The following is a 13,432-nucleotide window of genomic DNA, read 5'->3' on the forward strand; positions in this document are numbered from 1 at the left end:
GGCCTCTTCCCGGTGGAACGCGGGATTCAGCTCTTGGGCGCGCAGTCGCGGGCCGGGGCGTCGTGGGTGAGGGCGCAACCGATGGTCTCCGCGCGGTCCTTGCCGTACCTGGCGGTCAGGGCGGCACGGAAGTCGGCCCACTGGCGGCGGGTGTCCGTGATGGCCCCCTGGACGGCGCGGTCGAAGTTCCCGGCGACCTTGCCGCGGGGGGTGGTGGGGCCGCCGGTGGCTCCGGTGGCCGGGTCGATGACGCCGGTGTCCTTGTTGAGGCCCGCGTGCTGGACGTGGCGGGCGCAGCCGAGCGGGAGGAGGGAGAAGCAGCCGGTGGTCAGGTCGGCGGGGACGGACGGGGCGGCGGGCGGGCGGCCGGTGCCGAGGGCGAGGAGGGGGGAGGGCGCGGGGCGGCCGAGGCCGGGCGGGTTGTCCTTGCCGAGGGGGCCGCCTGCGGCCTTGTCGGTCCAGTTGCTGTGCGAGTAGAAGTCCTGGACGCCGTGGAGGGCGCGGCCCAGGCCCTCGATGGCCTCGCACTTGTCGCGGCCCCGGATGCCGAGGGTGAAGGTGCAGTCCCTGGTGAGGTCGTTCTCGCCCGGGACGACCTCGCCGTCCGCCGCGACAGTGCCGCCGGCGGCGGTGACCCCTTCGGTGAAGCGGGTCTGGAGTCTGGCTATGCAGGCCAGCAGCTGCCGGGTGGCGTCGGCGCGGTCGCGCGGGTAGCCGGGGGTGGTGAGGAAGTCGGCGTTGTCGCAGTGGGCGGCGGGGACGACGATCTCGTCGGTGTCGGGCGCGCCGACCGCGCCGAAGGTGCGCTTGTGGCCGGCGAGCTGGTCGAGGGAGCGGGGTTCGAAGCAGGTGCCGTCGGACCGGGTGCCGGGGGCGCAGGCCAGGGCGGCGCGGGTGATCGCCTCGTGTTCGGCGTGCTGCCCGAACGCGCTGACCGTGCCGAAGGCCCGGGCGGGCCCGGCCTGGGCGGTGAGCAGCACGGCGGGGGCGAGGGCGGCGACGCCCAGGAGCTGGCCGGCTCTGCGGCGGAGGGGGTGGTGGTGGCGGGGGGTGCCCATGGTTTTCGGCCTTGTCGACGGTCCGTCAGGGGGGATTGCGTCAACAGTTGACCCAAGAAGACCGGAATTTGCAATTCCTTTGCAAGGAAGGGTGTATAGGGCATGAACTCCCGGACAACCGGTTCAGCCGTCTTCGTCCGGCACCGGGTGCCGCTCGGGCACCACGAACTCGCACCAGACGCACTTGCCGTTCCCGCGCGGCTCCACGCCCCAGACGTCCGCCAGCCGGTCCACCAGCAGCAGCCCGCGCCCGGACACCCCCGACTCGCCGGGCTCGCGGCGGCGCGGCAGGACGCTGGACTTGTCCTCCACCTCCACCCGCACCCGCCGTTCGTGCCCGGTCAGCATCCGGATCGTCACGACGGCCGCGCCGTCGGTGTGCAGGAGGGCGTTGGTCACCAACTCGTCGGCGACCAGCTCGATCTCGTCCGAGCGCTCCCGCGCGCCCCATGCCCGCACCGCCGCGCGGATCATGTGCCGGCCGGCCGAGAGGGCCTCGGGGTCCGCGGGGGCGATGTGCTGCTGGAGGCGGCCGCCGCCACGGGCCGCCGGGCCCTGGCGGCGCAGCAGCAGGACGGCCAGGTCGTCCTCGCCCATCCGCTCCCCGACCACGCCGCACAGCAGGTCGGCCAGCTTGTGGAGGTCGTAGGGGCCCTCGCGGACCAGGGCGCCGAGCCGCCGCATGCCCTCGTCGAGGTCGGAGCCGGGCTGCTCGACGAGGCCGTCGGTGAACATCAGCAGGGTCTCCCCCGGGGCCAGTTCGACGGTCGTCACGGGGTAGTCCAGCCGCCCGAACTCGGCGGACAGGCCGAGCGGCAGCCCGCCCGAGACGGGCAGCCGGCGGCAGGTGCCGTCCGCGTGCCGCAGCATGGGGTCCACATGGCCGGCGCGGACCAGCTGGACGACCCCGGTGGTGAGGTCGGCCTCCGCGTAGGTGCAGGTGGCGAAGCGGTCGGTGTCCAGCTCGTGGAGGAAGGACGAGGCGCGGGCCATGACCGTGGCGGGCGAGTGCCCCTCCGTGGCGTACGCGCGCAGGACGATCCGCAGCTGGCCCATCACGGCGGCGGCGTGGGTGTCGTGGCCCTGGACGTCGCCGATGACCGCCCCGACCCGGCCGCCGGGCAGCGGGATGGCGTCGTACCAGTCGCCGCCGATGTCCCGGCCCATCCGGGCCGACCGGTAGCGCACCGCGATCTGCGCGCCGGGCACGTCGGGGATGCGGCGCGGCAGCATGGACTGCTGGAGGCCCTCGGCGAGGTCGTGCTCCTGGTCGAAGAGCATCGCCCGGGCTATGGCCTGCGCCAGGCTGCTGCTGAGCGCGATGAAGAGGTTGCGCTCCTGCCGGGTGAAGCCGCGCGCCTCGCGGTAGAGCAGGCCCAGCGCGCCGATGGGCCGGGCCTGGGCGACCAGCGGGAGATAGGCGGCGGAGCAGATGCCGATGTCCTTGATGCGCTCCCACAGCCAGGGGTAGTGGGTGGAGAACTCCTCGGGCGACTCGATGAACCGGGGCGAGAGGGCGCGGATGACCTCGCTCATCGGGAAGTTGTCGTCGACGCGCGTGTAGCGGGTGCCGGGGATGAAGTGCTCCGAGGGCCCCTCCGCGACGAGGTGGATGCGGCCGGACTCCAGCAGGCCGAGCACGAGCAGGTCGGAGCCCAGGTGCTCGACGGCCCGGGCGTCCCGGAAGAAGTCGATGACGTCCTGGACGGTCCGGGCGTGCGCGAGGGCGGCCGTCGTGGTCTCCACGACCGTGGTCTGGTGACGGCGCTCCTCGTCGGTCTCCCGGGGCCCGGTCCGGCCCAGCTCCTCGGTGGCGTCCCGGACGACGCCGATGATCCGGCAGGGCCGCCCGTCGGCGTCGCGCCGGATGCGCCCCTGGGTGTAGGTCCAGCGCTGGGAGCCGTCCGCGCAGCGGACGAGGTAGTAGCCGCCGTAGCTCTCGCTGCCGTCCTTCAGGGCCCGGGCCACCATGGTGTCCAGCCGGGCGGCGTCCGGGCGCGAGACGCGGTACGTCAGATCGGTGATCCGGCCGTGGAACCGCTCCGGCGGCACCTCCAGGAGCTCCAGCGCCTGCGGGTCCAGATGCAGCCGTCCGCTGATCAGGTCCCAGTCGAAGCCGCCCATGCGATTGAGGGCGAGCACCGTCTCCGGGCGGGCGGGCCAGTCGTCCGGCGGCGGGACGGCGGCAGGCGTCGCTCCCCGATCAACCATAGAGTCACTCTGCCATCTTTTGTCCGTTTCTTCGATGCGACCGCAGGGTCCGGAAGGACGCAAACGGTGCGGAGGGCGCCATGGAATGGTTCACGGCATCCGGGTACTGGCTGAGCCGGCTGCTCCTGACGCGGGCGCTCGCCGCGATCTACCTGGTCGGCTTCGTCTCGGCGGCCCTGCAGTTCCGCGCGCTCATCGGGGAGCGCGGCATGCTGCCGGTCCCCCAGTACGTGGCGTACGTGCCGACGCGCCGGGCGCCCAGCGTCTTCCAGTTCCACTACTCCGACCGTTTCTTCGCCGCCTGGGCCTGGACGGGAGCGCTGCTGTCGGCCGCGATGGTGGCGGGCGCGGCCGACGCCGTGCCGCTGGGGGCGGCCATGGCGATGTGGGCCGCGCTGTGGGTGCTCTACCTGTCGATCGTCAACGTGGGCCAGACCTGGTACAGCTTCGGCTGGGAGTCCCTGCTGCTGGAGACCGGATTCCTGGCCGTCTTCCTGGGCAACGCCCGGACCGACCCGCCCGTGCTCACCCTGTGGCTGATGCGCTGGCTGCTCTTCCGCGTCGAATTCGGCGCCGGGCTGATCAAACTGCGCGGCGACCCCTGCTGGCGCGATCTGACCTGCCTGTACTACCACCACGAGACCCAGCCCATGCCGGGCCCGCTGAGCTGGTTCTTCCACCGGCTGCCCAAGCCCCTCCACCGGGTGGAGACGGCCGCCAACCACGTCGCCCAGTTGGTCGTACCGATCGGGCTGTTCGCCCCGCAGCCGGTGGCGAGCGTCGCCGCCGCGGTGATCATCTGCACCCAGCTCTGGCTCGTCGCCTCCGGCAACTTCTCCTGGCTCAACTGGCTGACGATCGTCCTGGCCCTCTCCGCCGTCGACGGCGCGGCCCTCGCGGAGCTGCTGGGCCTCCCCCGGCACGCCCCGGCCGGCGCCGCCCCGCTCTGGTTCGAGGTGCTGGTGCTCGCCGCCACCGCGCTGGTGGTCACGCTGAGCTGGTGGCCGGTGCGCAATCTGCTGTCCGCGCGGCAGCGCATGAACATGTCCTTCAACGCCTTCCACCTGGTCAACACCTACGGCGCTTTCGGCAGCGTCAATCGCAGCCGCTACGAGGTCGTCGTCGAGGGAACGGCCGACGAGCGGCTCACCGAGGACACGGAGTGGAAGGAGTACGGCTTCCGGGGCAAGCCCGGCGACCCCCGCCGGCTCCCCCGCCAGTTCGCGCCGTACCACCTGCGGCTCGACTGGCTGATGTGGTTCGCCGGGATCTCCCCCGGCTACGCCCGGGAATGGTTCGGCCCCTTCGTCGAACGCCTGCTGACGGGCGACCCCGCGACCCTGCGCCTGCTGCGCGACAACCCCTTCCCCACCACCCCGCCCACCCACGTCCGCGCCCGCCTCTACCTCTACCGCTTCACGACCTGGCGCGAGCTCCGCGAGACGGGCTGCTGGTGGCACCGCACGCTGGTGCGCGAATACCTGCCGCCGGCGCGGCTGGCAACACGGCCGTGAGGGGGGGTCCGGGGGCTTGCCCCCGGGAAACGGGAAGGGGCGGGTCAGGGGCCTGATCCCCGCCGCGACGGCGACCGGCCACGACGGCGCGGCCCGGCGGTGCCGACCCGCCTGCCGACAGCGGGGGCGCGCGCCGGGCCGCCGGCCCGGCGTCAGGCCGGCGCGTCAGGCCGGCGCCAGGCCCGCCCGGGCCAGTTCGGCCGCCGTGATCGGCGGCTCCGGGGGCGGCAGCCGCCGGGGCCCGCGAGCCACCCGCGCCACCACGGCGGGCGTGAACAGCGCCGACATGGGCGCCGCCAGCGTCATCACGTTCACCATGGCCCGGGTCAGGGCCGGGTCCACCGTCGCGGTCAGCATCATCCGCTGCACATAGCCCCGCAGCAGCCGCGCCGCCGCCGGCGGCCGCTCCCCGATCGCGCCCGGGTAGTGGATGTCCTCTCCCACGGCCATCGCCCAGGGCCCGTCCACCGTCCGGGCCACCGCGCGCTGCGCCCGCCGGGCCGACCGGGGGTCCCCGAGGACCTCCCCCGCCAGGACCTCCCGCAGGGCGACCGCGCCCGCCGCGGCGACCGACATCCCGTGCCCGTAGACGGGGTTGTACGCCGCCACCGCGTCCCCCGTGACGACGAAACCGCCCGGCCAGGAGGCCATCCGCTCGAAGTACCGGCGGCGGTTGACCGTGGAGCGATTGAGCCGCACCCCCGTGAGCGGCTCCGCGCGGGCGATGAGATCGGCCACCAGCGGGTGCCGCAGCCGGCGCGCGAACGGCTCGAACTCCGCGTCCTCCCGTGAGGGTTCGCCGCCCCTCGTACCGGACAGGGTCACCAGCCAGCGCCCGCCCTCCACCGGGTGCATCGTCACGCCCTGGCCCGGCAGAGCTGCGTCGGGGCGCGGCGCGACGCTCACGACGGGGAAGTCCTCCGCGCCCGGGGGCGCCCGGAACAGCCGCGTCGCGTAGACCAGGCCCGAGTCGACGGTCTCCTCCCGGACGGCGGGCAGCCCCAGCTCCGTCAGCCACCGCGCGGCCTGCGACCCCCGCCCGGTGGCGTCGACGACGAGCGCGGCCGGGAGCGGCCGCGCCCCGCCCGCGCCCACCTCGCCGATCCGCACGCCCGTCACCCGCCGGGCGTCGCCCAGGAGCCCGTGGACCTCGACGCCGTCGCGGAGCGTGATCCGCGAGTGGGCCAGCACCCGCTCCCGTACCACCGCGTCCAGCAGGTCCCGGCTGCACGAGATCAGGAACTGCGCCTCCGGCGTCCGCGGGATCCAGCCCTGCGACGACAGCGACACCAGCGCCGTCGGCAGCGCCACCCGCCGGGCGCCCTCGGCCAGCCACCGGTCGGTGATCCCCGGCAGCAGCGACTCCACCGCCCGCGCCCCTCCCGCGAGCATCAGGTGCGCGTGCCGCGCCTGGGGCAGCCCCTTGCGGGGCAGGGCCCCGGACGGCAGCCGGTCCCGCTCGACGACCACCACCTCGTCGGCGTGGTCCGCCAGGGCCGAGGCGGCCAGCATCCCCGCCATCCCGCCGCCCAGCACCACGGCCCGGCGCCCGGGAACGACACCGCCGTCACTGTGCGCGTCGCTCATGCCCGCTCCTCCTCCGTCGCGGTGGAACTCCGCACGGTCCGCCCGTACGGGATGGTCTGCCCATACCGCGCCCGCCCGGAACACATGCGCGCCGCTCCGCCGTACCGCACGGTGGTGGTGTGGAGGTGGTGCCATGGGTGGCATGGAGCCCGTGGAGGCGCTGGAACGCGTCGCGTTCCTGCTGGAGCGCTCACAGGCGCCGACGTACCGCGTGAAGGCCTTCCGGACGGCCGCCGCCGTGATCCGCGACCTGCCGGACGAGGAGCTGCGGCGCCGCGCGGCCGACGGCTCCCTGACGGCACTCAAGGGCATCGGCCCCAGCACCGCGGGCGTGGTCACCGAGGCCCTCACCGGCCGGGCGCCCGGCTATCTGGCGAAGCTGGAGGAGGCGGCGGGCGCCCCGCTCGTCCAGGGCGGGCTGGCCCTGCGCGAGGCCCTGCGCGGCGACTGCCACCTCCACTCCGACTGGTCGGACGGCGGCAGCGGCATCGAGGAGATGGCCCGCGCCGCCCGCGCGATCGGCCACGAGTGGGCCGTGCTCACCGATCACTCCCCCCGGCTCACGATCGCCCGAGGACTGTCCCCGGAGCGGCTGCGACAGCAGCTCGACGTGATCGCCGGGGTGAACGCGGAGCTGGGCGACGGCTTCCGGCTGCTGACGGGCATCGAGTGCGACATCCTCGCCGACGGCGCGCTCGACCAGGAGGAGGAACTGCTGGAACGGCTGGACGTGGTGGTCGCCTCCGTCCACTCCAAGCTGCGGATGGACGCCCCGGCCATGACCCGGCGGCTGGTGGCCGCCGTCGCCAGCCCTCTCGTGGACGTCCTGGGCCACTGCACCGGACGGCTGAACGGCGGGCGGACGCGGCCGGAGTCGGAGTTCGACGCGGACATGGTCTTCGCCGCCTGCGCCCGCTTCGGCACCGCCGTGGAGATCAACTCCCGCCCCGAGCGGCTCGACCCGCCGCGCCGGCTGCTGCGCCGGGCCCTGGACGCGGGCGTGCTGTTCGCCATCGACAGCGACGCCCACGCCCCCGGCCAGCTCGACTGGCAGATCTACGGCTGCGCCCGCGCCGAGGAGTGCGGGGTGCCCGCCGACCGGGTCGTCACCACCTGGCCGGCGGACCGTCTGCTGGACTGGGCCGGTTCGAAGTGAACGCCCCGCCGGACGCCCCGCTGCCCGAGCGCACCTCGATCCGGCCGATGCTGGCCACCCCCGGGCCGCTGCCCGCCGAGGGCGAGGACGCCCACTGGGCCTTCGAGGTCAAATGGGACGGCGTGCGCTGCGTCGCCGACACACCCGGCGACGGCACCCTGCGCCTGGTCACCCGCACGGGCAACGACGCCACCCGGACCTACCCCGAGCTGCAGGCCCTCGGCGAGCAGCTGCACGGCAGGCCCGTGGTGCTCGACGGCGAGATCGTGGTCCTGGACGCGGAGGGACGCCCCGACTTCGGGCTGCTCCAGCGCCGGATGAACATCGCCAACCCGCGCCGCGCGGCGCACCTGGCGATGGAGTACCCGGTGCACCTGATGGTCTTCGACATCATGTACCTCGACGGCGTCGTCCTCACCGACCTCGGCTACCGCGAGCGCCGGGCCGTGCTCTCGGGCCTGGGCATCGGCGGCCCGAACTGGTCGGTGCCCGCGTACCTGGAGGGCCAGGGGAGACGGGCCTGGGACGCCACGCTCAGCAGCGGCTTCGAGGGCGTCATCGCGAAACGGCTGACCTCCCGGTACACGCCGGGCCTCCGGTCACCCGACTGGCGCAAGATCAAGCACGTGATCACCATCGACGTCCTCATCGGCGGCTGGACCGAGGGCCAGGGCCGGCTGACGGGCCTGCCCGGCGCGGTGCTGGCCGGGCTGCGCGAGCCCGAGGGCCTGCGCTACGTGGGCTCCGTGGGTTCGGGGCTCGCCGAACGGGAACGCGCCGACCTGGCGCGCTATCTGACGGTCGTCCAGCGCCCCGACTCCCCGTTCACGGGCCCGGTCGACGTACCGGCCGCGCACTGGGCCGAGCCCCGGCTCGTCGCGGAGGTCGTCTTCAGCGGCTGGACGGCCTCCGGTCGCCTCCGCCACCCCACGTGGCACCGGCTCCGCCCGGACCTGACGGACCTGGCGTGAACGCCGCCCCCACCTGACGGCCCAGGCTTGGGCCTGGGCTGGGGCTGGGGCCTGAGCCCTCGGCCACACCCTCACGGCAGTGGGGCCCTCCCCCGTCCACCTCCCAGGCCCACCAGCGGGTCGCCGTGGCCGGCGACGCGGTCGAGGACCTCCTCCGGGCCGAAGGCCAGGTCGGCCGGGTCCCGGCAGCCGGCGACCTCGTCCCAGGTCACCGGGGCCGCGACCCCCGGACGGTCCGGTGTCAGACGCACGGAGTACGGCGCCACCGTCGTCTTCGCGCTCGCGTTCTGGGACCAGTCGATGAGGACCTTGCCCCGGCGCTCGGCGCGCGCCATGGAGACCACCACCAGCCCGGGGTGCTCGCCCATCATCCGCCCGGCCAGCTCCTTGGCGTACCGGGAGGCGGCCCGGCCCGAGGCGGGCCGGATGGGCGCGTAGAGGTGGAGCCCCTTGGAGCCGGAGACCACCGGGTACGCGGCGAGCCCGTCGGCGTCGAGGAGCTGGCGCAGCCGCTGGGCCACCCGGCAGCAGACGACGAGGTCGGTGCCGGGGCCGGGGTCCAGGTCCAGGACGAGGCGGTCGTGCCCGTCCGGGCCCGCCTCGGCCGTCCACTGGGGCACGTGCACCTCGTACGCCCCCAGGTTCACCATGGCGACCAGCGCGGCCGTGGAGTCCAGCACGATCTGTTCGGTGAGCCCCTCCCGGTGTTCCACCGGCACCCGGGGCACCCAATGGGGGGAACCGGCGGGCGGATTCTTGGCCACCCAGCTCTGCCCGGCCGGTCCCTCGGGGGCGCGGACGAACGAGGCGGGACGGCCGCGGGCGTAGGGCAGCAGCGCCGGGGCGATCCGGGCGTAGTACCGCAGCACCTGCGCCTTCGTGTGCCCCGACCCGGGGAAGAGCACCCGGTCCAGATGGGAGAGGGCCAGTCGGTGGCCCTCGACCTCCACCACCTGCCGGTCCGACGAGGCGGGCATAAAGTAGGAATTCCCCGCGGAGGGACGGATCTATGCGGACGATGTGGAAGGGCGCCATCGGTTTCGGCCTGGTCTCCGTGCCGGTACGGCTCTACGCCGCCGTCCAGGAGCACGGGCTCAGGCTCCACCAGGTCCATGACGAGGACGGCGGCCGCATCCACCTCAAGCGCGTCTGCGACGCGTGCGGCAAGGAGATCGACTACGAGCACGTCGCCAAGGGCTTCGAGGACGACGAGGGCAATACGGCCGTCGTCACCAAGAACGAGCTGGCGGGCCTGCCGCTGCCGAGCAAGAAGCTCATCGACGTCCTGGCCTTCGTCGACGCCGACCGCATCGACGCCCTGCGGCTCTCCGGCGCCTACTACCTCGCCCCGGAGAGCGCGGCCGCCGACAAGCCCTACGTCCTGCTGCGGGAAACGCTGAAGCAGACCGAACGCGTCGCCGTCACCAAGATCGCGCTGCGGACGCGGGAGTCGCTGGCCCTGCTCAGGGTCCACGAGGACCTGCTGGTGCTCCACACCATGTACTGGCCGGACGAGATCCGCGACAGCAAGGGCCTCGCCCCCTCCTCCTCGGTCACCGTGCGGCCGCAGGAGCTGAAGATGGCCACGAGCCTGATGGACACGCTGTCGGAGGACTTCGACCTCGACACGCTGGAGGACGAGTACGAGATCGCCCTCGGCGAGCTCATCAGCGCCCATCTGGACCACCGGCCGGCACCCCGGAAGAAGACCACGGCCGCGCCCGACAATGTCATCGACCTGATGGCGGCCCTGCAGGCCTCCATCGATTCGGCGAGCGGAAAAGGCGCCCCCGCGAAGACGGCGGCGAAATCCACGTCGTCCGGGCGCGCGAAAAAGACCGCGGAATCGACCAAAAGTACGAGCAAAAAGGCCGCGGCCAAAAAGACCACTGCCTCCAGGACCACCGCGAAGAGCGGCTCTTCGAAGACCCGTGCCACGAAGACCAGTGCCACGAAGACCAGCGCTTCCGCGACGACGAAGAAGACCGCGGCCAAAAAGACGGGCCGCCGGGCCTCCTGAGCCTGTAGCTCGGCCCGGCGGCCCCTCTCCGCATCACGCGATGACGTCAACCCACAGCGTCAACATGGGAACTTACTGTGCGGGCTCGCCCTCCTCCTCGACGCCCAGCTCCACGAGCTCCGCCCGGGCGGTACGGACGAGCCCGTCCGCGCCGCAGCGCTCCGAGACCTCCAGGCCCTCCCGCAGCCGCTCCACCGCCTCGGCCTTGTGGCCGCACTCGCGCAGCGCGACCCCATGGTCGACCAGCGCCGCCGCGAATTCGTAGCGACAGGGCGACAGCCGCAGATGGGCGACGGCCTTGCTCAACCTCTCCGGCCGCTCCCGCGGCGCGTCCACCCTCGCCGCCAAGCGCAGCGCCTCGCCGATGGCCGTGTCGGTGCCGAACCGCATGGCGTGCTGGATCGCCTGGCCGACCAGGGTCCGGGCGCGCTCCGGCTCCTCGTCCTTGATGGCGAAGGCCAGGTCGAACGCCCAGGGTGCCCAGAGGGTGTTGTGCCGACCACGCTCCTCCAGCCTGCGCCCGGCAGCCTCCAGCTCCGCGATGGCCTCCTTCGTCTTGCCCCTGGCGAGCAGCAACCTGCCCGCCAGGCAGGCGGCGTCGGGAAGGGCGATCGCCGGTGAGTACGGCGGGAGGAAAGAGTTGGCCTCCGCCACCTCCTGGGCCTCGTCGGCCTTCCCCCGGGCGAGGAGGGTGTCGATCAGCAAGCACGTGCCGTCCCACTGGATGGGCAGCCCGGGGCCGAGCCGGTGAGCCAGGCCCAGGCCCTTCCGCAGGGCCCGCTCGGCCTCCACCAGATCGCCACGACGACGGAAGACCAGCCCTCGGAAGTCATGGGCGAACGCGAGATGGGCACCGCTCCAGCCGGCGATCTCGAAGGCGCGCACGGCCTGGTCGAAGAGCTCCCCGGCCTCGTCGAGCCGGTCGAGGTAGGAGCAGACGATCCCGATCTGACTGGGGATCTCGAAGCCCCACTCCGCGTTGGTCCAGCCCAGATCGTCGGGGAGCTTGCCGTCCACCAGGACCCGGTCGATGAACTCGCCGACCTCCAGGGAGTTCTCACTGCGGAGCATCCCGTCGAAGGCACGCAGCACGAGCAGGGTCCGCTCGGCGTTGTCCCGGCCCTCCAGATCACGGGCCAGCTCGGCGACGCGCCGGGAGCGGCTGATCGAGTCCTCTTCCTCGACCTGGATGCCCTGCCACATGAAGTGGGCCACCTCCAGGCGCAGCTTGGCCGGGCCCGGGGAACTGCGCCTCGCCTGGTCGGCGACCACCCTGGCGGCCTCGTCGAGCTGGCTGTTGTGCGCATATGCCTGGGAGAGCCGGAAGGTGGCGTCGATGCGCAGTTCTTCGCTGAGGTCCGGCAGATCCAGGGCGGCGCGGAGGTGGTTGATCGTCGTTTTGGGGGACGTCAGCAGCGCGGCACAGCCCAGCTCGTAGAGCAGCATGGCCCGGTCCTCCTCCGGCGGAGGCTCCACCAGCGCCCGCTCCAGACAGCGGCGGGCCGCGTCGGGGGCACCGACGGCAAGGTGTTCCCTGGCCGCCGCGCGCAGCTGACCGACCACGTCCGCGTCGGCGTCCGGGTGCACTTCCAGCAGGTGCCGGGCCGAGACGGCGACGCCCTTGCCCGCGTCGGCGGAGAGCCAGGCGGCCTGCCCGTGCATGGCGGTGCGGGTGCCGGTCGGGATCGCCCGGTAGACGGCGGTGGCGATGAGCGGGTGGACGAACTCCAGCGTGGTGTCGCCCGTGAGGATCCGGGCCTCCCGCAGCTGGTCGGCGCGCTGCTTGGCCTCGGCGGGGCCCATGCCGGCCAGGTTGGCGGCGAGGGTGAGCTCGATCTCCGTGCCCAGGACGGCCGCCGCGTAGGCGAACCGGGTCACGGCGGACCCCAGCTGCTCGAGCCGGGCGACCAGGCCCTTGCCCCGGGCGGCGGTACCGAGCTCGCGCAGCAGCGCGGCGGACTCCTCGACCGGATCCATGTCGCGGTCCCGTGCCTTGGCTATCAGCTCGACGGCCTCGTAGGCGTTTCCGCCGGTGACCGCCCAGACCTCCCGGCAGAACGGATCGTCCGCGCCGGGGCCGAGGGCTTCGCGCACCAGCCCGGCCACCGCCTCGGGGGTCAGGGCGCGCAGCTCGACGGGCCGGGCCACCCGCCCGGCGACCAGCTCCTTGAAACCCGGGGTGTGGTCGGGCAGTTCCTCCGGCCGGTAGGCCAGCACGATGAGGAGCGGCATCTCCCGCAGCCGTACGGCGAAGGAGGTGATCCACGCCAGGGACTCGGGGTCGGCCCAGTGGGCGTCGTCGACGATGACGACCAAAGGCTTTCCCCTGAAGGCCAGTTGGGTGATCACCCAGTCGAGTCCGTCGCGCACGCCCTGGGGGTCGGCCAGCGGGCCGACGGGCGGGGTGATGCCGAGCGCCGGGCCGGCGATGTCGTGCCAGTCGCCGAGCAGCTCCCGCCGGGCCTCCTGGGTCATCGCGGCGAGCTCGGGCTGGAGGAGCTGCCGGACGATGGTGAAGGGGACTCTCTCGGCGGACTTGCTGCCGCGCCCGAAGAGCACGGTGCAGTCGTCGCGCTCACCGGCGACGCGGCGTACATGGGTGAGCAACGCCGTTTTGCCCAGGCCCGCTTCACCGCTGATGAGGAGCAGGCCGCCTTCCTTCTCGGCCGCACCCTCGGTCTCGCGGTCCCCTCCGGCACGACCGGCCTCGATGACCTCTTCGTTCTCGGTGCTCTCCTTCTGGATCTCACACTGCATCTCACGGCCGCAGAGGCCGTACACCGCCCGCTCGACGACGGATAGCTCGCGCTCTCGCTCGAACAGGGCGGCAGATAGGACGCGTTCACGCTGTTGCCCCGACATGACGGTGTCTCCCCGGAGGATGTGGTGGAGCGAGCCTAGCCCCGTCCACCGGC

General features: G+C 73.4%; 9 protein-coding genes. 4 read left to right on the top strand and 5 right to left on the bottom strand.

The genetic code is table 11. The features are described 5' to 3' along the window. Positions 1 to 26: 26 nt before the first annotated feature. Both IE096_RS10055 and IE096_RS10060 read right to left on the bottom strand, forming a co-directional pair. The gene (locus IE096_RS10055) at positions 27 to 1,058 is read right to left on the bottom strand and encodes a CinY protein (protein WP_189450766.1); all 1,032 of its coding nucleotides are present in this window, start codon (positions 1,056 to 1,058) and stop codon (positions 27 to 29) included. A 123-nt stretch (positions 1,059 to 1,181) separates the two neighbouring features. Then, positions 1,182 to 3,269, bottom strand: coding sequence for a SpoIIE family protein phosphatase (locus IE096_RS10060; protein WP_189450768.1), 2,088 nt, complete (start codon positions 3,267 to 3,269; stop codon positions 1,182 to 1,184). 80 nt (positions 3,270 to 3,349) lie between these two features. Between IE096_RS10060 and IE096_RS10065 the strand changes: the two genes are divergently transcribed. Further along, positions 3,350 to 4,783: a lipase maturation factor family protein gene (locus IE096_RS10065; RefSeq protein WP_189450770.1), complete on the top strand. Its 1,434-nt coding sequence runs from the start codon at positions 3,350 to 3,352 to the stop codon at positions 4,781 to 4,783. 165 nt (positions 4,784 to 4,948) lie between these two features. Here the strand turns inward: IE096_RS10065 and IE096_RS10070 are convergent, their stop codons facing one another. Next, positions 4,949 to 6,370, bottom strand: coding sequence for an NAD(P)/FAD-dependent oxidoreductase (locus IE096_RS10070; protein WP_189450772.1), 1,422 nt, complete (start codon positions 6,368 to 6,370; stop codon positions 4,949 to 4,951). A gap of 142 nt (positions 6,371 to 6,512) precedes the next feature. On the opposite strand from IE096_RS10070, the gene IE096_RS10075 reads away from it, so the two are divergent. Together IE096_RS10075 and ligD (IE096_RS10080) are read left to right on the top strand one after the other, a co-directional pair. Next, the gene (locus IE096_RS10075) at positions 6,513 to 7,526 is read left to right on the top strand and encodes a PHP domain-containing protein (RefSeq protein WP_189450983.1); all 1,014 of its coding nucleotides are present in this window, start codon (positions 6,513 to 6,515) and stop codon (positions 7,524 to 7,526) included. Positions 7,527 to 7,573: 47 nt separating this feature from the next. Continuing rightward, complete coding sequence (ligD, locus tag IE096_RS10080; protein ID WP_189450984.1) at positions 7,574 to 8,497, top strand: non-homologous end-joining DNA ligase; 924 nt, start codon at positions 7,574 to 7,576, stop codon at positions 8,495 to 8,497. Positions 8,498 to 8,568: 71 nt separating this feature from the next. On the opposite strand, the gene ligD (IE096_RS10085) is transcribed toward ligD (IE096_RS10080), so the two are convergent. Continuing rightward, positions 8,569 to 9,474 carry a non-homologous end-joining DNA ligase gene (gene ligD, locus IE096_RS10085; protein WP_189450774.1) on the bottom strand — a complete coding sequence of 302 codons (906 nt, stop codon included), beginning with the start codon at positions 9,472 to 9,474 and terminating at the stop codon, positions 8,569 to 8,571. A 32-nt stretch (positions 9,475 to 9,506) separates the two neighbouring features. On the opposite strand from ligD (IE096_RS10085), the gene ku reads away from it, so the two are divergent. After that, positions 9,507 to 10,517: a non-homologous end joining protein Ku gene (gene ku, locus IE096_RS10090; RefSeq protein WP_189450776.1), complete on the top strand. Its 1,011-nt coding sequence runs from the start codon at positions 9,507 to 9,509 to the stop codon at positions 10,515 to 10,517. Positions 10,518 to 10,589: 72 nt separating this feature from the next. Here the strand turns inward: ku and IE096_RS10095 are convergent, their stop codons facing one another. Next, entirely contained in the window at positions 10,590 to 13,379 is a 2,790-nt protein-coding gene (locus tag IE096_RS10095; protein ID WP_189450778.1) for an ATP-binding protein, read from the bottom strand. Positions 13,380 to 13,432: the final 53 nt, after the last annotated feature.

The organism is Streptomyces abikoensis (assembly GCF_014648775.1).
Classification (GTDB): Bacteria; Actinomycetota; Actinomycetes; order Streptomycetales; family Streptomycetaceae; genus Streptomyces; species Streptomyces abikoensis.